This is a genomic window from Staphylococcus sp. EG-SA-14 (assembly GCF_017151935.1).
Taxonomy (GTDB): Bacteria; Bacillota; Bacilli; order Staphylococcales; family Staphylococcaceae; genus Staphylococcus; species Staphylococcus aureus.
In genome coordinates, this window is record NZ_JACVZM010000013.1 from 1 (window position 1) to 23,608 (window position 23,608).

Genomic DNA, 23,608 nt, shown 5'->3' on the forward strand with positions numbered 1-23,608 from the left:
AGACGGCACCCTAGGAAAGCGAAGCCATTCAATACGAAGTATTGTATAAATAGAGAACAGCAGTAAGATATTTTCTAATTGAAAATTATCTTACTGCTGTTTTTTTAGGGATTTATGTCCCAGCCTCAAAGTATATTAACATGGAATTTTACACATTTTTACCGAAAATAATTGTATATATCTCAATATAAGTGCATAATAAACATATCTATATTTAAGGGAGATGTATTATGGCTGAAAAATTACAAAGGGAACTGAGCAATCGCCACATACAATTAATTGCAATTGGCGGTGCAATTGGTACAGGCTTATTCTTAGGTGCTGGTCAAACGATTGCATTAACCGGCCCTTCAATTCTATTAACATACATCATTATAGGATTTATGTTATTTATGTTTATGCGAGGTTTAGGAGAAATCATTATACAGAATACTGAATTTAAATCTTTCGCAGATGTAACCAATACATATATTGGGCCTTTTGCAGGATTTGTTACCGGATGGACATACTGGTTCTGTTGGATTATTACAGGTATGGCTGAAGTAACGGCTGTGGCAAAATATGTTAGCTTTTGGTTCCCAGAAATTCCAAACTGGATAAGTGCACTATTTTGTGTACTGTTATTAATGTCATTCAACCTACTTAGCGCAAGACTTTTCGGAGAATTAGAATTTTGGTTCTCTATCATTAAAATAGCGACAATTATTGGTTTAATAGTAGTTGGTTTCGTCATGATTCTATTTGCATTTAAAACTCAATTCGGGCATGCCAGTTTCACAAATTTATATGAACACGGCATATTCGCTAAAGGTGCTTCTGGATTCTTTATGTCTTTCCAAATGGCATTATTCTCATTTGTAGGAATTGAAATGATTGGTGTTACAGCTGGGGAAACAAAAGATCCAGTTAAAACAATTCCAAAAGCAATTAACAGTGTACCCATTAGAATTTTAATATTTTACGTTGGTGCGTTAGCGGTTATCATGTCTATTATCCCTTGGCAGCAAGTTGATCCTGATAACAGTCCATTCGTAAAATTATTCGCATTGATCGGAATTCCGTTTGCTGCGGGCTTGATTAATTTTGTAGTATTAACCGCTGCTGCTTCATCATGTAACAGTGGTATATTCTCAAATAGCCGTATGCTTTTCGGTTTATCAAGTCAACAACAAGCACCTCCGAACTTTTCTAAGACGAATAAATATGGCGTTCCACATGTTGCAATCTTTGCTTCATCAGCATTATTACTTGTGGCAGCATTACTAAACTATATTTTCCCAGATGCGACAAAAGTATTTACGTATGTGACTACCATCTCTACAGTGTTATTTTTAGTTGTATGGGGTCTGATTATCATTGCATATATCAATTATAGTCGTAAAAACCCAGATCTACATAAAAATGCTACGTACAAACTATTAGGTGGTAAATATATGGGCTACTTAATATTTGTATTCTTCATTTTTGTGTTCGGGTTATTATTTATTAATGTTGATACAAGACGTGCAATTTATTTTATTCCGATTTGGTTTATACTTTTAGCATTTATGTACTTAAGATATAAACGTATCGCTGTTAAATCAAATAAATAACAACAAGTTTTACCCCTGTTGAATATACTAAAGTTCAACAGGGGTTTTTATATGCAACTTATAATATTAAATTGCGTACTTGGCTCAATACTTTTACTTTCTCATCTATTTAATAATGTATCATTTCAGAGATACATCCATACTTCTATTTTATAATAAATTTCCAAAGTAATATGAGTGAAAGTTTGAAGGTGATAATGTACATGTATAAAAGATATAAACATTTATATAGATTGCCATTCATACACTATCATTATCAAATAACCTATTAATTACGTCATAAAATACCAGATGAACCAAAAAACGCCTTTCCATTGTTGATAAATGGAAAGACGTTTTTTTATAAATTATAGTACGTTTGCATATCCTTCAAAGATTTTACCTTGAGCAGCATCAATCGTAACTAACATGTTATTGCTTATGTTTTTAACAGCTTTTTCTACACCTACAACTGTTGGAATACCTTTTTCTAAACCAACAATTGCACTTGGTGATGTAATACCATTTTCTTCTGTAATTAAGCCTAAAGCTTTTTCTACATAAGGTACAAACGTTTCATCGATTGAGTTAGTAACGATAACTTTGTCAGATAAATCTTTACCTTCTAAATCTTTAACAGTTTCAGCAACTAACGTAGTACCAACAACTGATCCACGTCCAATACCTTGACCATTAGCAATTTCGTCACCAACTAGGTGGATTTTCATCATATTAGTAGTTCCAGTTTCACCAGTTGGTACACCAGCAGTAATAATGATTAAATCACCATTAGATACTCTACCAGTTTCAACAGCTGTTGCAACTGCATTGTTTAACAATGCATCTGTACTCTTACGTCCTTTTTTAACTACAGGTTGAACTCCCCAAACAATTGAACATTGACGTGCAGTTTCTTCACTTGGAGTCACCGCAATAATGTCTGAATGTGGACGATATTTAGAGATAGTACGTGCCGTTGAACCACTTTCAGTAGCAGCTACAATTGCTTTAACATTTAAGTTTAAAGCTGTATGTGCAACCGAAATACCGATAGCATTCACTAATGAAGTTTCAACTAATTTAGTACGATCTGACAATAACTTTTTGTAATCTTGGGCTGCTTCAGCTGATACAGCAATATTTCTCATTGTTTTAACAGCTTCTTCAGGATATAAACCAGCAGCAGTTTCACCAGATAACATTACTGCATCTGTACCATCATAGATTGCGTTGGCAACGTCACTAGCTTCTGCACGTGTAGCACGTGGGTTACGTTGCATAGAATCTAACATTTGTGTAGCTGTAATAACTGGTTTACCTAATTTGTTACATTGTCTGATTAAATCTTTTTGAACCATTGGTACTTTTTCAGGTGGAATTTCAACACCCATGTCACCACGTGCAACCATTAAACCATCAGACACTTCAAGAATTTCCGCAATATTATCAATACCTTCTTGGTTTTCAATTTTAGGGAATACTGAAATGTTAGCTTTTTGTTCTTCTAAAATTTCACGAATTTCTAAAACATCACTAGGACGACGTACGAAACTTGCTGCAATGAAGTCAACATTTTCTTTAATACCGAAACGGATATCTTCAGCATCTTTTTCTGTAATACCAGGTAAACTTACTCTTACGCCAGGTAAGTTAACACCTTTTTTGTTTTTAAGCTCACCAGAGTTTAAAATATCACATTTAACTTCTTTTTTAGCATGGTCAATATCTTTAACTTGTAATTCAATTAACCCATCATCAAGTAAAATGTATGAACCTACTTGAACATCGTTAATTAAGTTTTCATATGTTACTGAGAACTTTTCAGGCGTACCTTCAACTTCATTCATGCTAACAATAACTTCGTTACCACGTTCAAGTTCAATGATACCGTCTTTCATATTATGCGTACGAATTTCTGGACCTTTCGTATCTAATAAAATTGCTACAATTTTGTCTAATCTTTTAGCTACTTTACGAATTGTATCAATTCTACCTTTATGCTCTTCATGACTACCATGTGAAAAGTTTAATCGTGCAACGTTCATACCAGCATTGATTAATTTCTCAATCATTTCTTCTGATTCTGAAGCTGGTCCAATTGTACATACAATTTTAGTTTTTCTCATTTTATAATTCCTCCTGAAATCTTATATAGATAACTTGTTAGCAAGTTCATATAGACTATAATCAAATTTATGATCTTTACCATCAAAAATTTCATCAAAAGATGTTGCTACAATTTTATTGTTCTTAATTCCAACACCCTTAGCTGTTTCACCTTGCATTAATAAGTCTACCGCATATCCACCTAAACGTGATGCTAAAACTCTATCCGCACCTGTTGGGCTACCACCACGTTGAACGTGACCTAACACAGACACTCTATTATCAACATTGATGTATTGTGATAATTCTTTTTGACAATCTTGCGCAGTCATGCAACCTTCTGCTACAAGAACGATTGAGTGTTTCTTACCACGTTTAATACCTTGTTCAATTTTATCAGCTATTTCTTTAATATCTGTTTTCACTTCTGGAACTACAATTGTCTCAGCACCAACTGATAATCCAGCCCATAATGCTAGATCTCCACAATCACGGCCCATTGCTTCAATGATAAATGTTCGTGCGTGACTTGACGCAGTATCTCTAATTTTGTCGACTAAGCCAATAATCGTATTTAATGCTGTGTCAAATCCAATTGTAAAATCAGTACCATTGATATCATTGTCAATCGTACCAGGAATACCGATAGTTTGAATTTCTTTACATTCCTCACTGATGCGTTGTGCACCGCGATAACTACCGTCACCACCAATAACTACAAGGCCCTCAATCCCTCTTTTACGTAAGTTTTCGATTGCAACTTTACGTACTTCTTGCTCCTTAAACTCTGGACATCTTGCTGAATACAAGAATGTACCTCCACGCTGAATCGTATCCCCAACTGATCCTAATTCAAGTTTATGAATATCATCATTTAACAATCCTTGGTAACCATGATACACACCATAAACTTCAATTTCATTGTAAATTGCTGTACGAACAACTGCTCTTACGGCAGCATTCATTCCAGGTGAATCTCCACCACTAGTTAAAACTGCAATTTTCTTCATGACGACATACCTTTCTATAACTGATTTATCTTTAACTCTAAATTACCACAAATTGATATGTCATTCCATCAAAACTAATGTATTGAATTGATGTAAACGTTTTAAATATTGAATTTTATTTTAACTTAATTAAAAAAAGATTAGTAGCCACAATTTTGACTACTAATCTTAGTTAAAATTCAGTATCTAAATATTAAATTATTGTTTTAATGTACTTCAATTTATGGTAAAACCCAGTATCGATTTAACATAAAAATGCTCAAGTTGATTATTCTATATAAGAACCGATATTTCTGAATTTTTCAAAGCGATCATTAGCAATTTCATCACGTGATAATGACTCAAGTGAATCTAACTGTGCAACAAACGCTGATTTAATAGCTAAAGCTTGCTGTTCAATATCTTTATGTGCACCGCCAAGTGGTTCAGAAATGACATCATCTATAATACCTAATTGCTTAATATCATGGGCAGTAATTTTCATTGTTTCAGCTGCAATTTTAGCCAAATTACTGTCTTTCCATAATAATGCCGCTGCACCTTCAGGAGATATAACAGAGTAAGTACTATTCTCTAACATCAATACTTTATTGGCAATACCAATACCTAGAGCACCTCCACTGCCACCTTCACCAATGACAATCGCAATAACTGGTACTTTTAATGAAGCCATCTCAATCAAATTTGTTGCGATAGATTCACTTTGTCCACGTTCTTCAGCAGCTTTACCAGGATATGCACCTTTTGTATCTATAAATGTAAAGATAGGACGATTGAATTTTTCAGCTTGTTTCATTAAACGTAATGCTTTTCGATAACCTTCTGGATGCGCCATACCAAAATTTCGATAAATATTATCTTTTGTATCTTTTCCACGTTGTTGTCCAATAACTGTAACAGCACGACCATTTAAAAAGCCAATACCACCAATCATTGCTGGATCATCTCTAAAATTACGATCACCATGTAGTTCCATAAACGAATCAAAGATATATGGAATATAATCTAGGGTCGTAGGTCTTTCTTGCAAACGCGCAATTTGCACACGATCCCATGGTTTTAGATTTGTATATATTTTTTTAGTTTCTCGTTCCAATGACGCTTCAAGCATGTCAATTTCTTCTTGTAAATCCACATCATTTTTATCTTGAGATTCTTTTAAAGATTCAATTTTATTTCGAATTTCAAAAAGTGGTTTTTCAAAATCTAACATTATTTAGTCACCTCTTGATGGATTTTTAGAATTTCAGACAATGTTTGACGCATATCATTACGATGTACAACTTTATCCAATTGTCCATGCTCTAATAAAAATTCTGCAGTTTGGAAATCATCTGGCAATTTTTCGTTTATTGTCTGTTCAATAACTCGACGACCTGCAAAACCTATCAACGCTTTTGGCTCACTTAAATTTATATCACCAACTGATGCAAAACTTGCAGATACACCACCAGTAGTTGGATGTGTTAAATATGATATATATAATAGTCCAGCGTCAGAATGACGTTCTAAAGATACACTGGTTTTACCCATTTGCATCAAGGAAATAATACCTTCTTGCATACGTGCACCACCACTTGCAGAGAAAAGAATAAATGGTAAACGGTTCTCAGTGCAGTAATCAATGATGCGACATATCTTTTCACCGATAACCGATCCCATACTTCCCATTCTAAAACGTGAATCCATGACAGCAACGCCAAATTTCATACCATCTAGTTGCGCTGTACCAGTCACAACTGCTTCTTTAAGACCTGTCTTTTGTTGGTCCTTTTCAATTTTTTCTAAATAACTTGGAAAATCTAATGGATTCGCAGAGGTCATTCCCTTATCGAATTCTGTAAATGATCCTTCATCAGAAATTGCTTCTATACGTTTATACGCAGTTAAAGCAATATGATGATCACAATTAAAGCACACATTTAAATTTTCAGCTAATTCTTTTGTGTACATAATTTTCTTACACTTTGGACACTTAGTCATAATACCTGCAGGCACATCATTATTTTTAGAGTCTTGTACTGTAAGATATTTCTTTTTCTTTGTTCGATTAAAAAAATCTTTAAACATAGGAAAACCTCCAAATAACCTCTGTTCTAACCATTTAGAGCCTTAAACTGAACTTGACCAGTTAAAAACGGGTTTAAATTTATTTGATTTATATTCGTTTGACTGTTGAATGTTTATCATAAACTTTCATTTTCATCATTTTAATGACTCTTTATTGCTAACTTTTAAGCAATTTAATTAAACGTTAATTATTTTTATTGTAAATCTGTAAGTTTCATTGTTTTATCATACACATCTTGCGGATCAACTTCAATCCTAGCTACTCCAGATTCCATTGCCGCTTTAGCAACATTACGAGCAACTGATGGCGCTACACGTTTATCAAACGGTCCTGGGATACAGTAGTCTTCATTTAATTCAGAACTATCGATTAAATCAGCAATCGCTTCTACAGCTGCCTTTTTCATTTCTTCATTTATATGTGTAGCTTCAACCTCTAATGCACCTCTAAAAATACCAGGGAAAGCTAATACATTATTAATTTGGTTAGGATAGTCTGAACGTCCTGTACCAACAACTCGTGCACCTGCCGCTTTGGCATCATCAGGTATTATTTCAGGATTTGGATTAGCCATTGCAAATATAATTGGATTATCTGCCATACTCTTAACCATATCTTGTGACAGCGCATTAGCTACAGAAACTCCGATAAATACATCTGCGTCTTTTACGACTTCTTCTAAAGACCCTTCAATCTTATCTTTATTTGTCCATTTAGCTACAACATCTTTCGTAGGATTCATACCATATGAACGTCCTTCAAAAATTGCGCCTCTTGAGTCACACATAACCATATTTCTTACACCATACGCGTATAGTAATTTAACAATGGCTATTCCTGCTGCACCAGCACCATTTAGTACAACTTTTATTTTAGCAATATCTTTGTTAATAACTCTCAATGCATTTACCAAACCTGCCATTGTTACAATTGCTGTACCATGTTGATCGTCATGGAATACCGGAATATTAGTTTCTTTTTTCAATCGTTCTTCAATTTCAAAACAACGTGGTGCCGAAATATCCTCTAAATTAATACCACCATAATTAGGTTCTAACAACTTAACTGTTTTAATGATTTCTTCGGTATCAGTTGTATTTAACGCAATAGGCACCCCATTGATACCAGCGAAGCTTTTGAATAATACTGCTTTACCTTCCATTACAGGAATACTTGCTTCAGGTCCAATGTTACCTAAACCTAATACCGCTGTTCCATCAGTAATAACTGCAACTGTATTTCCTTTAATTGTGTAATCATATACTTTTCTTTTATCTTCATAAATATCTTTACACGGTTCAGCAACGCCAGGTGAGTATGCTAAACTTAATTCCTCTTTATTAGTAACTTTTACATTTGGTTTAACTTCTAATTTACCTTGATTACGTTTGTGCATTTCCAATGCTTCATCTCTTAATGACATGAAATCAGCCCCTAATTCAATATTTATTTTTAAAAAATAACTTGGATAAAACGCATTACATTATAAAAGTAAAAATATTGGGTAAATCTGAATGAGTAAGAATTTATGGTTTTGATTATGTAACACAAATAGCGATAAACGATAATAAAATAATATTTATAAAGATACATTAAACCATACTATCTAAAGATATACCTTTAATTATTATAATGGATAGCAAAAACCAATATATCAAAAAGTTATTATTTTTCCGCACGATATATCGACAAAATTCTTTACTCAATTTATGTATACTGCTTTTTGTGCTAATTATTCTTATGGATTAATCAATAATGTAAAGTGAAACTCATAAAAATAATAAGCATAAAAAACTAATATAAACGCAAACTGATGGTTAAAAAATATCTAACCATCAGTTTACTATATCATAATTTATTAGTTGATAAAAGTTATATAAGCCTAATATCACTAGGGTTAAAGGATTGTATAAAATTATTAAACATACTATCTTTTTGATTAATATAGCCTATAGTAGTCATTTGTTTAATCGTTTCATCATAAAAGGATAACATAACATCATTAGCATTCTCTTTCGTAGCTTTAATCATCTCTTCAAACATATCTATTTGTGATTTATTTCTAATTATAATTTGTTTGGCAAATGCTAATTTTTGTTCTTCAAAAGTGGCTAATGTTTGAATCTCATTTATAATTAGTTGCCGTTGTTGCTTTCTATGGTCAAATTTCCCGCTAACTATAAACAAGTCATTATGTGATAACAACTCTTCGTACTTTTTAAACTGATTAGGGAAAATCACACCATCTAAAGTTTCAATGCCATCATTTAATATGACGAATGCCATATTTTGACCATTTTTAGTTCGAATTTGTTTAACTTTATCAAACTGTACTAATATAGGTTTATTATTCTGCGCGTTACTCAATTTAAATATCGTTAAATATTGTTTGGCAACAAACTTTTTATCTACTGGGTGTTGCGAAACATAAAATCCTAAATATTCTTTTTCGTACTGACTAATAAGTGCATCAGGCAATTCTTCTTTATCTTCATACATCTGTTTTGGCGTTAAAATATCAAATAAAAAACCATCTTGTTCAATGTTTAAATCGCCATCCAACACTTGATCAATAGCTTGCAACAACGTTGAACGTGTTTTACCAAAAGCATCAAACGCTCCCACTAAAATTAGTGCTTCAAGTAACTTTCTCGTTTTGACTCTCTTCGGTATACGTCTAGCAAAATCAAAGAAATCTTTATATTTGCCGTTCTGATAACGTTCATCAACAATCACTTTCACACTTTGATAACCAACACCTTTAATTGTACCAATTGATAAATAAATGCCTTCTTGGGAAGGTTTATAAAACCAATGACTTTCGTTAATGTTCGGTGGCAATATAGTGATACCTTGTTTTTTTGCTTCTTCTATCATTTGAGCAGTTTTCTTCTCACTTCCAATAACATTACTTAAAATATTTGCGTAAAAATAATTTGGATAATGGACTTTTAAAAAGCTCATAATGTATGCAATTTTAGAATAGCTGACAGCATGTGCTCTAGGAAAACCATAATCAGCAAATTTCAGAATCAAATCAAATATTTGCTTACTAATGTCTTCGTGATAACCATTTTGCTTTGCACCTTCTATAAAATGTTGACGCTCACTTTCAAGAACAGCTCTATTTTTTTTACTCATTGCTCTTCTTAAAATATCCGCTTCACCATAACTGAAGTTTGCAAATGTGCTCGCTATTTGCATAATTTGCTCTTGATAAATAATAACACCGTAAGTATTTTTTAATATCGGTTCTAAATGCGGATGTAAATATTGAACTTTGCTTGGATCATGTCTTCTTGTAATGTAAGTTGGAATTTCTTCCATTGGACCTGGTCTATACAAAGAAGTTACAGCAACAATATCTTCAAAGTGTTCCGGCTTTAATTTTTTTAATACACTTCTTACACCGTCAGACTCTAATTGGAATATGCCAGTCGTATCTCCTTGCGACAACAATTCAAACACTTTTTGATCATCAAACGGAATCTTTTCGATATCAATATTAATACCTAAATCTTTTTTGACTTGTGTTAAGATTTGATGAATAATCGATAAGTTTCTCAACCCTAGAAAATCTATTTTTAATAACCCAATACGTTCGGCTTCAGTCATTGTCCATTGCGTTAATAATCCTGTATCCCCTTTCGTTAAAGGGGCATATTCATATAATGGATGGTCATTAATAATAATTCCTGCCGCATGTGTAGATGTATGTCTTGGTAAACCTTCTAACTTTTTACAAATACTGAACCAGCGTTCATGTCGATGGTTTCGATGTACAAACTTTTTAAAATCGTCAATTTGATATGCTTCATCAAGTGTAATTCCTAATTTATGTGGGATTAAACTTGAAATTTCATTTAATGTAACTTCATCAAACCCCATAATTCTTCCAACATCTCTAGCAACTGCTCTTGCAAGCAGATGACCGAAAGTCACAATTCCAGATACATGTAGCTCGCCATATTTTTCTTGGACGTACTGAATGACCCTTTCTCGGCGTGTATCTTCAAAGTCAATATCAATATCAGGCATTGTTACACGTTCTGGGTTTAAAAAACGTTCAAATAATAGATTGAATTTAATAGGATCAATCGTTGTAATTCCCAATAAATAACTGACCAGTGAGCCAGCTGAAGAACCACGACCAGGACCTACCATCACATCATTCGTTTTCGCATAATGGATTAAATCACTTACTATTAAGAAATAATCTTCAAAACCCATATTAGTAATAACTTTATACTCATATTTCAATCGCTCTAAATAGACGTCATAATTAAGTTCTAATTTTTTTAATTGTGTAACTAAGACACGCCACAAATATTTTTTAGCTGATTCATCATTAGGAGTCTCATATTGAGGAAGTAGAGATTGATGATATTTTAATTCTGCATTACACTTTTGAGCTATAACATCAACCTGCGTTAAATATTCTTGGTTAATATCTAATTGTTTAATTTCCTTTTCAGTTAAAAAATGTGCACCAAAATCTTCTTGATCATGAATTAAGTCTAATTTTGTATTGTCTCTAATAGCTGCTAATGCAGAAATCGTATCGGCATCTTGACGTGTTTGGTAACATACATCTTGAATCCAAACATGTTTTCTACCTTGAATCGAAATACTAAGGTGGTCCATATATATGTCATTATGGGTTTCAAACACTTGTACAATATCACGATGTTGATCACCGACTTTTTTAAAAATGATAATCATATTGTTAGAAAATCGTTTTAATAATTCAAACGACACATGTTCTAATGCATTCATTTTTATTTCCGATGATAGTTGATACAAATCTTTTAATCCATCATTATTCTTAACTAGAACAACTGTTTCGACTGTATTTAATCCATTTGTCACATATATTGTCATACCAAAAATCGGTTTAATGTTATTTGCTATACATGCATCATAAAATTTAGGAAAACCATACAATACATTGGTGTCAGTTATGGCAAGTGCATCAACATTTTCAGACACAGCAAGTCTTACGGCATCTTCTATTTTTAAGCTTGAATTTAACAAATCATAAGCCGTATGAATATTTAAATATGCCACCATGATTGAATGGCTCCTTTCTATTAGTTTAGTTTTGTGCGTAAAGCTGTAGCAAGTTGCTCAAATTCATCCCAGCTGTCCACTGAAACTCCTGACGCATTCGGATGACCACCGCCACCAAAATCTTGCGCAATATCATTAATAATCAATTGCCCTTTAGAGCGTAAGCGACATCTTATTTCACTACCCTCATCAACTGCAAACACCCATATTTTCAAACCTTTGATGTCAGCAATTGTATTAACAAACTGAGATGCTTCATTTGGATGAATACCGAATTGCTCCAATACATCTTCAGTTATTTTAACTTGGCAGAATCCATCATCCATAAGTTCGAAATGTTGTAAAACATAACCTTGAAACGGCAACATTTTTGGATCCTTCTCCATCATTTTATTTAAAAGCGCATTATGATCAATATCATGCCCAATTAACTTTCCAGCAATTTCCATAGTATGTTCTGAGGTATTGTTAAAAAGGAATCGCCCAGTATCACCGACGATACCAAGATATAAAACACTCGCGATATCTTTATTAACAATTGCTTCATCATTAAAATGTGAGATTAAATCGTAAATGATTTCACTTGTAGATGACGCGTTCGTATTAACTAAATTAATATCACCATACTGATCAACTGCAGGATGATGATCTATTTTAATAAGTTTACGACCTGTACTATAACGTTCATCGTCAATTCGTGGAGCATTGGCAGTATCACATACAATTACAAGCGCATCTTGATATGTTTTATCATCAATGTTATCTAACTCTCCAATAAAACTTAATGATGATTCCGCTTCACCCACTGCAAATACTTGCTTTTGCGGAAATTTCTGCTGAATATAGTATTTTAAACCAAGTTGTGAACCATATGCATCAGGATCTGGTCTAACATGTCTGTGTATAATAATTGTATCGTTGTCTTCGATACATTTCATAATTTCATTCAAAGTACTAATCATTTTCATACTCCCTTTTTTAGAAAAGTTGCTTAATTTAAGCATTAGTCTATATCAAAATATCTAAATCATAAAAATTGTTACTACCATATTAAACTATTTGCCCGTTTTAATTATTTAGATATATTTTTTCATACTATTTAGTTCATAACGATTATAGGACATCAAGCAATATTATACTAGCAACAGTTGACCAAATAAAAATGCACAAATAACAAGCTTTATTTAATTCAGGGGCCACAACATAGAGAAATTGGACCCCCAATTTCTACAAACAATGCAAGTTGGGGTGGGGCCCCAACACAGAGAATTTCGAAAAGAAATTCTACAGACCATGCAAGTTGGGGTGGGGCCCAACATAGAATGTGACGTAATGTCAGCTTACTATAATGTGCAAGTTGGGCTCCAACGTTTGTGCGAAATCTATCTTATGCCTATTTTCTCTGCTAAGTTCCTATACTTCGTCAAACATTTGGCATATCACGAGAGCGCTCGCTACTTTGTCGTTTTGACTATGCATGTTCACTTCTATTTTGGCGAAGTTTCTTCCGACGTCTAGTATGCCAAAGCGCACTGTTATATGTGATTCAATAGGTACTGTTTTAATATACACGATATTTAAGTTCTCTATCATGACATTACCTTTTTTAAATTTACGCATTTCATATTGTATTGTTTCTTCTATAATACTTACAAATGCCGCTTTACTTACTGTTCCGTAATGATTGATTAAAAGTGGTGAAACTTCTACTGTAATTCCATCTTGATTCATTGTTATATATTTGGCGATTTGATCGTTAATTGTTTCACCCATCTGAGGCTGTCTTCCTAAAAGTTGCATAGACTTTAAAACATCTTGTCTATTAATCACACCCACTGTCTTTTTATTACTCGAAACGACAGGAATCAATTCAATACCTTCCCAAATCATCATATGCGCACAACTTGCTACCGTACTCATAGCATTTACATAAATAGGATTTCGCGTCATCACTTTATCTATTTCGTCGTCGTCCTTTGTATTAATCATCTCTCGACTTGTTACAATACCTACTAATTTATACGACTCATTGACTACCGGAAATCTTGTATGGCCAGTTCGATTCGCCATACGCTTATAATCTGCTATTTTCATCGTATCAAACAGCACAGACAAATCATCTAATGGCGTCATTATATCTTGAACTATTAAGATATCTTTTCGTATTTTCTGATTAAAAAGTGCTTTGTTGATAATATTTGCAACTAGGAATGTATCATAACTTGATGATAGAACAGGTAAATCATGTTCATTCGCAAAATTAATAACTTTATTAGATGGCTTAAATCCACCAGTAATTAATATAGCCGTACCTCTTTTTAAAGCTTCAATCTGCACATCTTCGCGATTTCCGACAATCAATAATGTCTTTGGACCAATATATTTTAAAATATCTTTGAGTTCCATTGCTCCAATTGCAAATTTAGATACCATCTTAGTGATACCTTTATTGCCACCTAACACTTGGCCATCAATAATATTGACAATTTCATTAAAAGTTAAATGTTCAATTTCATTACGATTACGTTTTTCGATTCGAACCGTACCAACACGATCTATCGTTGCGACCATGCCCATTTTATCAGCATCTTTAATTGCACGATATGCTGTCCCTTCAGATACGTTTAAAAATTTAGCGATTTTACGCACCGAAATTTTAGAGCCTATAGATAACGATTCAATATAATCTAAAATTTGTTCATGTTTTGTCATTCTTTACCTCTTCTTTTCGAACAGTATTAACTACATTATAACTTTATTTTGGATAAAAAGCATTGAAGTGAAATGAAATAATGATCGTTTCACCTATTTTATTTTTTGAAAATATACAACAAACACAAAGATCACAAAATCTTTAATTTTAAATGGAAAAATCCATTATTATTTATTAGAATGTAAGTGAGGAGGGATGTACTAATGTATAAAAATATATTACTTGGTGTAGACACTCAGTTAAAAAATGAAAAAGCACTAAAAGAAGTGTCTAAATTAGCTGGCGAAGGTACAGTCGTAACAGTTTTAAACGCAATCAGCGAACAAGATGCTCAAGCATCAATTAAAGCAGGTGTTCATTTAAACAAACTTACTGAAGAACGAAGCAAGCGATTGGAAAAAACACGCAAAGCTTTAGAAGATTATGGTATTGATTATGACCAAATAATTGTTCGTGGTAATGCAAAAGAAGAACTATTAAAACATGCTAATAGCGGTAAATACGAAATTGTTGTTTTAAGTAACCGTAAAGCAGAAGACAAAAAGAAATTTGTACTTGGAAGTGTCAGCCACAAAGTAGCAAAACGTGCGACTATCCCTGTATTAATCGTTAAATAAAATTTTTATCCAGAATCACAAATAATCTTTCAATCATGATGCAGTCTCAAACGACTGAGTAAATACAAGAAACGATTATGACTGTGGTTCTGGATTTTTTATATTATTCAATATCTAACCAACAACTTGTATCAAACAAAACCATTTTGAACCAAAAACATAATCAATATCATAACCCAGCAGGAGTTGACTATGGGGCCCCAACATGGAGAATTTCGAAAAGAAATTCTACAGACAATGCAAGTTGGGGTGGGGCCCCAACATAGAGAAATTGGATCCCCAATTTCTACAAACAATGCCAGTTGGGCTGGGCCCCAACATAGAAGCTGACGAAAAAGTCAGCTTACAATATCAGTAGAATATAAAAACACCCACTAAAAAAATGCAGACGATAACTTCCACATAGATTAGCGAGGTGTTTTTTAGTGTAAAATCTATATTCTATTTAAAACTGAACAGATTCACCTGGTTTTAAAATTTGCACGTCCCCTACATTAACAGCATCTTTAAATTGTTGTGGATCTTGTTCGATTAATGGGAATGTATCATAATGAATCGGTACAGAAATTTTTGGTTTAATAAATTCATTAATAGCATAACTTGCATCATCAATACCCATCGTAAAATTATCTCCAATTGGTACAAAACATACATCAACTGGATGACGTTTCGCAATAAGTGACATATCACTAAACAGACCTGTATCACCAGTATGATAAATTGTTTTTCCTTCAACTTCAAACACGATACCCATTGGCATACCTAAATAAACTGGAATACCATTTTCATGTGTAAAACTTGAACTATGAAATGCTTGAACAAATTTAACGCTTCCGAAATCAAAGTTTGCTTTACCACCAATATTCATACCATGAACATTTTCAACACCGTGATATGAAGAAAGATAGTCAGCCATTTCTGCACTTCCAATTACTGTTGCTCCTGTTTTCTTTGCTAGTTCCACAACATCACCAAAATGATCAAAATGACCGTGCGTTAAAACGATATAGTCTACCTGCACTGTTTCAATATTCAAATCACACTTAGGGTTATTTGAAATAAACGGATCTACGATAACCTTTTTGTTGTTCCCTTCTAAATAAATCGTTGATTGACCATGAAATGATAACTTCATTTGAGCATCCTCCTATCAATTGCTATATAAATTTAGTACCCTTTTGCCACTTAATTATAACAAATTCTCAAATTTTAAAAATTGAAAATCTAGTTAATGTATTAGCTCGATTTTGAAATCTAATAATAATTGGCATAAAATGGAAGTAATATTATGTTGAGGAGTGTTTATAAAATGACAAAAATATCAAAAATAATAGACGAACTGAACAATCAACAAGCTGATGCAGCATGGATTACAACACCGTTGAATGTATATTATTTTACTGGATACCGTAGCGAACCCCATGAAAGATTATTTGCATTATTGATTAAGAAAGATGGTAAACAAGTACTATTTTGTCCAAAAATGGAAGTCGAAGAAGTCAAAGCATCACCTTTCACAGGTGAAATCGTTGGATATTTAGACACTGAAAACCCTTTCTCACTTTATCCTCAAACAATCAATAAATTACTAATTGAAAGCGAGCACTTAACAGTAGCACGCCAAAAACAATTAACCTCTGGTTTCAATGTCAATTCATTCGGAGATGTTGATTTAACAATCAAACAATTGAGAAATATTAAATCCGAAGATGAAATTAGCAAAATACGTAAAGCTGCTGAGTTAGCAGATAAGTGTATCGAAATAGGTGTTTCTTATTTAAAAGAAGGTGTGACTGAACGTGAAGTAGTCAACCATATTGAGCAAACTATCAAACAATATGGCGTCAATGAAATGAGTTTTGATACGATGGTTTTATTTGGAGATCATGCCGCATCACCTCATGGCACACCAGGAAATCGCAGATTAAAAAGCAATGAATATGTACTATTTGATTTAGGTGTAATTTATGAGCATTATTGTAGCGATATGACACGTACCATTAAATTTGGTGAACCTAGCAAAGAAGCACAAGAAATTTATAATATTGTATTAGAAGCAGAAACATCTGCAATCCAAGCAATTAAACCTGGAATACCTTTAAAAGATATCGATCATATCGCTAGAAATATTATTTCAGAAAAAGGTTATGGTGAATATTTCCCTCATCGCTTAGGTCATGGCCTAGGATTACAAGAACATGAATATCAAGATGTTTCAAGTACTAATTCTAATTTGTTAGAAGCTGGCATGGTTATTACAATCGAACCAGGTATTTATGTACCAGGTGTTGCAGGTGTAAGAATTGAAGATGACATACTTGTCACTAATGAAGGATATGAAGTATTAACACATTACGAAAAATAAGGAGTGGGATAAAAATGAAAAGCTTGTTACAAGCGCATTCTCATTCAGTCAAACACTGCCAATATAACATTGTAGCGCCTAGGACATAAATTTTTGTCCAAGTCTAAATGCAATATGTAACAAACAAGCTAGAAACACATATGCAGGTATGTTCATCAGTAACATGTAATGAATCAAATCAATATCATTCATGTTCGATGATTTCTTTGCATTGTTTCTAGCTTTAATTTATCATTATTTAATTTTAATAACCAAGGAGATGATAACGTCATTCTTTAGTACGCTGTAATCCATTCCCTTTTCATTAAATTCAAATTATAATTGTAATGCTTCTTCTACAGATTTATATTCCATTTCAAATGCCTCTGCAACGCCTTTATTGGTTACGTGACCTTTGTAAGTATTTAAACCTAATGATAATGGTTGATTTGATTTAAATGCTTCTCTATACCCTTTATTAGCTAGCATGAGCGCATAAGGTAGCGTAGCATTATTTAAAGCTAACGTCGAAGTACGCGGTACTGCACCCGGCATATTTGCAACTGCATAATGAACCACACCATGCTTAATATATGTAGGATCATCATGTGTCGTAATTTTATCAGTTGTTTCAAAAATACCGCCTTGATCAATAGCAATGTCAATAATAACTGACCCATTTTTCATTTGTTTAATCATGTCTTCTGTTACAAGTCTTGGCGCTTTAGCACCTGGAATTAAAACTGCACCTATTACTAAATCACTTTGTTTAACATACAACTCAATATTCAACGGATTTGACATAATTGTATGTACACGTCCACCGAATAAATCATCTAATTGTTGTAAACGCTTTGGATTAACATCTAAAATCGTAACATCTGCACCTAGTCCTAGTGCAATTTTAGCTGCATTTGTTCCTGCTTGACCACCACCGATAATAGTTACTTTACCCTTAGGTACTCCTGGGACACCACCTAGTAGAATTCCCATACCACCATTAAGTTTTTGTAGGAACTCTGCGCCAACTTGAGCTGACATTCTTCCTGCTACCTCACTCATTGGTGATAACAATGGTAAAGATCGGTCTGGTAACTGCACAGTCTCATATGCAATACTAATTACTTTTCTATCTATCAAAGCTTGTGTTAATTTTTCTTCATTTGCTAAATGAAGATAAGTGAATAATACAAGCCCTTCTTTAAAATATGGATATTCAGATTCAAGTGGTTCTTTAACTTTAATAACCATATCCACATCCCAAACTTTTGCTTGTTCAGCAACAATCTCAGCACCTGCTTCTTTGTAATCTACATCTTCAAAGAACGATCCTGAACCCGCATTTGTTTCCACTAAAACAGTATGCCCACTTTCTACTAAAGCGTGCACACCACTTGGTGATAAACCAACACGATTTTCATTATTTTTAATCTCCCTTGGTATACCAATTTTCATACCATCCACCTCCATAATCATCTTAACGCGAACATTTTGAAAGCGCAATCAAAAATCCACAAAATTGTAAAGGTTATTACACTGACTTTTCCGAAAATTGTGGTAAAATATAATTAAGAAAGAACAAGGAGGCACTTACTATGATTACTTACAAAAATATTTTAATCGCAGTTGACGGTTCACATGAAGCGGAATGGGCATTTAACAGAGCAGTTGGTGTTGCTAAACGTAACGATGCGAAGTTAACAATTGTGAATGTAATTGATTCAAGAACGTATTCTTCTTATGAAGTTTATGATGCTCAATTTACTGAAAAATCTAAGCATTTTGCAGAAGAATTATTAAATGGTTATAAAGAAGTAGCTACTAACGCTGGTGTTAAAGATGTAGAAACGCGTCTAGAGTTTGGCTCTCCTAAATCTATCATTCCTAAAAAGCTTGCACATGAAATTAATGCAGACTTGATTATGAGTGGTACATCAGGCTTAAATGCCGTGGAAAGATTTATTGTTGGTTCTGTATCAGAATCTATCGTTCGTCATGCGCCATGTGACGTGTTAGTTGTTCGTACTGAAGAGTTACCAGCAGACTTCCAACCACAAGTTGCAACAACTCAATTACGTGAAAAATATCAAAATTAAATATAGATGATCATTAGATAACTACTTGATCATTATGAACCAAGTGCAACTTTCTGCACTTGGTTTTTTATTGTTTATAAATAAAACTCACTTAATAATGTTTTCATAATCTTCTTCGACTACTTAATTCTTTAAGATATTCGTGAAAAGAGACATTACACTAGTTAATTTTCAAACAATACAAAAAGCGTCTACCTCCTACATATAATTGTAGCGGAGATAGACGCTTAATATTTATTTAAAAATTATTTTAAACCACCGAATGTCATAACATCACGGGCAATCATACTTTCTTCATCAGTTGGAATAACGACAACTTTAACTGGTGAATGAGGATAGTTAATAAATCCTTCTTTACCACGTAGTAAGTTTTCATTTTTCTTAGGATCCCAGTAAACACCCATAAATTCTAAGCCTTCAAGAACTTTCGCACGAATTTCTACTGAGTTTTCACCGATACCTGCTGTAAATACGATAACATCAACACCATGCATTCTCGCAGCATATGATCCAATATATTTGTGAATTTTAGAAGCAAATACATCTAAAGCCATTTGTGAACGTGCTTTACCTGATTCAGCTTCTTCTGATAAGTCACGTAAATCACTAGATGTACCTGATAATCCTAATAAACCTGATTCTTTGTTTAAGATTTCCAATACTTGTTCAGCAGTTTTACCTGTTTTTTCCATAATAAATGGAATTAAAGCAGGGTCAATATTACCAGAACGAGTACCCATTGTTACACCAGCAAGTGGTGTGAAGCCCATTGATGTATCAATAGATTTACCGCCATCGATAGCTGCAATTGATGCTCCATTACCAATGTGACATGAAATAATACGTAAATCTTCAATTGGCTTATCTAACATTTCTGCCGCTCTTTGTGATACAAATTTATGGCTTGTACCATGGAAACCATACTTACGAATGCCATAATCTTTATAATAATGATATGGCAAGCTATATAGATATGCTTTTTCAGGCATTGTTTGATGGAATGCTGTATCAAAAATTGCCACATGAGGGATATTTGGTAATAATTTACGGAAAGCACGAATACCCATCAAGTTAGCTGGGTTGTGAAGCGGTGCTAATTCGCTTAATTCTTCAATTTCCTTTTCAACCTCATCAGTAATAGCTACTGATTCAGGGAATTTTTCACCACCATGTACAACACGGTGACCTGTTCCATCGATATCGTTAATATCATTAATAATATTATGCGCTTTAAAAGCATCCAACATGATATCAACTGCCTCAACGTGATCCTTGATATCTTGTACTGTTTTAACTTTTTCCCCGTTGACTTCAATTGTAAAAATTGAATCCTTCAATCCGATTCTTTCTATTAAACCTTTTGTTACTAATTCCTCTTCAGGCATTCTAATTAATTGAAATTTTAATGATGAACTACCAGCATTGATAGCCAAGATTAATTTTGACATAAGTAATGATCCTCCATCGTTTGCTTTTTATACTATTTCATTTCTCATTTTATCATTCATACAGTTTTATGACTATACTATTACAGATTATTTTTTAGGACGATTTGTGTCCATCCACTGATTTAACTCTGTCATAAATCCTTGAAATTGTGAAGGATTTTTGAAATCAGGAATATTTGCCAATAATACTTCAACTGGCTTTGTTTCACCCGATTTTTTCTTTTGTAAAATTAATATAGATTTTCGCGCTTTTTCATTTTTAAATAAAGTTGGTGGTAAATTTAAAAATGCTTGCATCTCTGTCTCTGTTGCAATATATTTTTCAAGCTGTTTTACATGTTCACCTGTAAAAATATTACTTGGTACCACTAGAAAGGCATATCCAGCATCTTTTAATGCATTTATTGCTTGTTCTATTAATAAATAATGTGAATAACTATGTCCTTCTTCAAAACCTAGCTTAAACTCCTTACTTCTTTCATCAATTGGATAATAGCCTACTGGAAAATCACCAATAACGATATCTGCTTCTTCTAATGGTAGTGACATGATGGCATCTTGAGGATACACATCGAAAGGAATTTCTAAGAAGTTTGCTAAATGTACACTAACACGTGATAAAACTGGATCAACTTCAATTAAATGATGCATAACCGCAATTTCAGGTAACACTTCTTTTACAGTAGCACTTAAATGACCGGCACCACTTGCAATATCAACAATATGTAATTCTTCTTGGTTGTTCATAAAACGCTCAACTAAAAATCCTAGTATCAATCCAATTGAATCTGGTGTAATTTGATGATTTGCTTGTATCTTTTCTTCCTGCATTAAACTTAAATATGCAAATTGGAATGCTTTACGTCGATCTTGTAACGTCGATTGTTCTAACAATCCTCTATCATTGGTATATACTTGTTCCATTGCTAGCCCAAGATTTTCAATAAAACTTTGGCCATTTTCATTATTTAATGTTTTAGCTTTTTCATCTAATGTATGAAACAAGCGTTCCATAATTGTTTGTTGTTCTGCCATATTCGTCCCTCTCCAATAAAAAGTGCCCATAGGTCTTAGCAATCATAGAAAACAATTCTATTTTAATGCTGTTGACAACGATGGACACGATGTATACATTTTAAGATTTATCTCTTTAATGATTAAATATTTTTGTATGCAGCTAAAGCAGCATCAAAATCTGGGAAATCAGTACCTTCACTAACGATTTCTTTATAAACAACTTTATTATCTGCATCTAATACAAATACTGCACGAGCTAATAAGCGAAGTTCTTCCATAACAACGCCATAGTTTTCACCAAATGATAAGTCACGGTGGTCACTTAATGTAATGACATTGTCTAAACCTGCTGAAGCGCACCATCTTTTTTGTGCGAATGGTAAGTCTGCTGAAATTGTAAGCACAATCCCCTCTTCTTTAGAAGCTTCAGAGTTGAATTTGCGAGTCTGCTGATCACAAACACCTGTATCAATTGATGGTACCACACTAATTAATTTCTTTTTACCAGCATAATCTGCTAATGTTACTTGATTTAAGTCATTATCTAACACTGTAAAATCAGGTGCAAAATCACCTTCATTAATTTGTTGACCTTTTAAGTGGATTGGTCCACCTTTGAATGTTATTTCAGTCATATACTTGACCTCCTGCATTTTAAAATTCTAACTACATCATACGACAATTTATGGTTTGATTACAATTTTCATGCTTTAATCAAAAGCAAATTTAATTTTATACAAATTGTTGAATATAATCAAAAGCATTTTTTAAAATTAAAATAGCAGTAATAATAATAAATAATACTTTTACATAACCAACACCTTGTTTAATAGCAAAATGAGCCCCAGCATATGACCCAGCAATCATACTTATAGCCATAATTAAACCTATTACATAATCTACTTGTCCTAATACCATAAATAATACAAGCGCACCTATATTAGAAGCAAAGTTCAAAACTTTAGCATTTCCTGCTGCACTTAAAAAATCAAAACCAAAGACTAACAATACAAAAAGCATAAATGAACCTGTTCCCCCACCTACAAATCCATCATAAAAGCCGATTAATATAAAAAGTGCTGCAAATATTATGGCTTTCTTAAATGTAAATTGAGTAAACGTGCGTGTATTGCCCCAATCTTTTTTAAGTAATGTGAATATAAACACCGACGAAAGTGCAATGATGATTAAAGGTTTCAATATTTGTGACGGAACCATCGTTGCAATATATGCGCCACATGCAGATGCCAAAAATACAAAACCAAATAATTTGGCAACAACATATAAGTCCACTTTACCGGACCTTATAAACTTTATCGTACTAGTTAAAGAACCAAATGAACTTGCCAATTTATTTGTACCTAAAGCCACAGATGGTGGTAGACCGATTGCTAATAATGCTGGCGTAGAAATTAAACCGCCACCCCCTACAACCGAATCTATAAACGCCGCGATAAAACCAAATAAAATTATGATTATAATCATCGTTAAGTTCAAATCCATAGTTTAACATCCCCTTATGTTTAAATTTACTCTAGGATTTTA

General features: G+C 33.2%; 19 protein-coding genes. 4 read left to right on the plus strand and 15 right to left on the minus strand.

What is annotated here, in order from left to right:
- Nucleotides 1-230: 230 nt before the first annotated feature.
- On the plus strand, nucleotides 231-1,592 hold the full coding sequence (locus IDG63_RS08670; protein ID WP_000818526.1) for an amino acid permease: 1,362 nt from the start codon (nucleotides 231-233) through the stop codon (nucleotides 1,590-1,592).
- A 347-nt stretch (nucleotides 1,593-1,939) separates the two neighbouring features.
- Here the strand turns inward: IDG63_RS08670 and pyk are convergent, their stop codons facing one another.
- From pyk to IDG63_RS08710, 8 genes are all read right to left on the minus strand, one after another.
- Nucleotides 1,940-3,697 carry a pyruvate kinase gene (gene pyk, locus IDG63_RS08675; RefSeq protein ID WP_001232648.1) on the minus strand — a complete coding sequence of 586 codons (1,758 nt, stop codon included), beginning with the start codon at nucleotides 3,695-3,697 and terminating at the stop codon, nucleotides 1,940-1,942.
- Nucleotides 3,698-3,718: 21 nt separating this feature from the next.
- Entirely contained in the window at nucleotides 3,719-4,687 is a 969-nt protein-coding gene (gene pfkA, locus IDG63_RS08680) for a 6-phosphofructokinase (RefSeq protein WP_000717561.1), read from the minus strand.
- A 268-nt stretch (nucleotides 4,688-4,955) separates the two neighbouring features.
- Nucleotides 4,956-5,900, minus strand: coding sequence for an acetyl-CoA carboxylase carboxyltransferase subunit alpha (locus tag IDG63_RS08685; RefSeq protein ID WP_000883645.1), 945 nt, complete (start codon nucleotides 5,898-5,900; stop codon nucleotides 4,956-4,958).
- On the minus strand, nucleotides 5,900-6,757 hold the full coding sequence (gene accD / locus IDG63_RS08690) for an acetyl-CoA carboxylase, carboxyltransferase subunit beta (protein ID WP_000471569.1): 858 nt from the start codon (nucleotides 6,755-6,757) through the stop codon (nucleotides 5,900-5,902). The genes IDG63_RS08685 and accD overlap by 1 nt, the downstream gene beginning before the upstream one ends.
- 194 nt (nucleotides 6,758-6,951) lie before the next feature.
- Entirely contained in the window at nucleotides 6,952-8,181 is a 1,230-nt protein-coding gene (ystJ, locus tag IDG63_RS08695) for an NADP-dependent malic enzyme (protein ID WP_000058385.1), read from the minus strand.
- 449 nt (nucleotides 8,182-8,630) lie between these two features.
- Nucleotides 8,631-11,828, minus strand: coding sequence for a DNA polymerase III subunit alpha (locus tag IDG63_RS08700; protein WP_000226923.1), 3,198 nt, complete (start codon nucleotides 11,826-11,828; stop codon nucleotides 8,631-8,633).
- A gap of 20 nt (nucleotides 11,829-11,848) precedes the next feature.
- Nucleotides 11,849-12,790 (minus strand): pApA hydrolase Pde2, encoded by a 942-nt coding sequence (pde2, locus tag IDG63_RS08705; RefSeq protein WP_000626070.1) that lies wholly within the window; start codon nucleotides 12,788-12,790, stop codon nucleotides 11,849-11,851.
- 451 nt (nucleotides 12,791-13,241) lie between these two features.
- Nucleotides 13,242-14,540 (minus strand): CBS domain-containing protein, encoded by a 1,299-nt coding sequence (locus IDG63_RS08710; protein ID WP_000160435.1) that lies wholly within the window; start codon nucleotides 14,538-14,540, stop codon nucleotides 13,242-13,244.
- 204 nt (nucleotides 14,541-14,744) lie between these two features.
- Here IDG63_RS08710 and IDG63_RS08715 point away from each other — a divergent pair, with 204 nt between their 5' ends.
- Nucleotides 14,745-15,158 carry a universal stress protein gene (locus IDG63_RS08715; protein WP_000277602.1) on the plus strand — a complete coding sequence of 138 codons (414 nt, stop codon included), beginning with the start codon at nucleotides 14,745-14,747 and terminating at the stop codon, nucleotides 15,156-15,158.
- 445 nt (nucleotides 15,159-15,603) lie between these two features.
- Here IDG63_RS08715 and IDG63_RS08720 read toward each other — a convergent pair whose 3' ends face one another.
- A complete protein-coding gene (locus IDG63_RS08720) occupies nucleotides 15,604-16,293 on the minus strand; it encodes a metal-dependent hydrolase (RefSeq protein ID WP_000777188.1) in 690 nt (229 codons plus the stop codon).
- 174 nt (nucleotides 16,294-16,467) lie between these two features.
- Here IDG63_RS08720 and IDG63_RS08725 point away from each other — a divergent pair, with 174 nt between their 5' ends.
- On the plus strand, nucleotides 16,468-17,523 hold the full coding sequence (locus IDG63_RS08725) for a M24 family metallopeptidase (RefSeq protein ID WP_000161676.1): 1,056 nt from the start codon (nucleotides 16,468-16,470) through the stop codon (nucleotides 17,521-17,523).
- 78 nt (nucleotides 17,524-17,601) lie between these two features.
- Here IDG63_RS08725 and IDG63_RS08730 read toward each other — a convergent pair whose 3' ends face one another.
- Nucleotides 17,602-17,715, minus strand: a complete 114-nt coding sequence (locus IDG63_RS08730; RefSeq protein WP_031775021.1) for a hypothetical protein — start codon at nucleotides 17,713-17,715, stop codon at nucleotides 17,602-17,604.
- A 123-nt stretch (nucleotides 17,716-17,838) separates the two neighbouring features.
- On the minus strand, nucleotides 17,839-18,957 hold the full coding sequence (ald, locus tag IDG63_RS08735) for an alanine dehydrogenase (protein WP_000689998.1): 1,119 nt from the start codon (nucleotides 18,955-18,957) through the stop codon (nucleotides 17,839-17,841).
- A 140-nt stretch (nucleotides 18,958-19,097) separates the two neighbouring features.
- On the opposite strand from ald, the gene IDG63_RS08740 reads away from it, so the two are divergent.
- Nucleotides 19,098-19,598, plus strand: coding sequence for a universal stress protein (locus IDG63_RS08740; RefSeq protein ID WP_000634175.1), 501 nt, complete (start codon nucleotides 19,098-19,100; stop codon nucleotides 19,596-19,598).
- A gap of 245 nt (nucleotides 19,599-19,843) precedes the next feature.
- On the opposite strand, the gene IDG63_RS08745 is transcribed toward IDG63_RS08740, so the two are convergent.
- From IDG63_RS08745 to IDG63_RS08760, 4 genes are all read right to left on the minus strand, one after another.
- Nucleotides 19,844-21,046: an acetate kinase gene (locus IDG63_RS08745; protein WP_000040063.1), complete on the minus strand. Its 1,203-nt coding sequence runs from the start codon at nucleotides 21,044-21,046 to the stop codon at nucleotides 19,844-19,846.
- A gap of 87 nt (nucleotides 21,047-21,133) precedes the next feature.
- Complete coding sequence (locus IDG63_RS08750; RefSeq protein ID WP_000840570.1) at nucleotides 21,134-22,081, minus strand: class I SAM-dependent methyltransferase; 948 nt, start codon at nucleotides 22,079-22,081, stop codon at nucleotides 21,134-21,136.
- A gap of 122 nt (nucleotides 22,082-22,203) precedes the next feature.
- A complete protein-coding gene (gene tpx, locus IDG63_RS08755; protein ID WP_000136257.1) occupies nucleotides 22,204-22,698 on the minus strand; it encodes a thiol peroxidase in 495 nt (164 codons plus the stop codon).
- A gap of 97 nt (nucleotides 22,699-22,795) precedes the next feature.
- Complete coding sequence (locus IDG63_RS08760) at nucleotides 22,796-23,566, minus strand: sulfite exporter TauE/SafE family protein (RefSeq protein ID WP_000365320.1); 771 nt, start codon at nucleotides 23,564-23,566, stop codon at nucleotides 22,796-22,798.
- Nucleotides 23,567-23,608 lie beyond the last annotated feature (42 nt).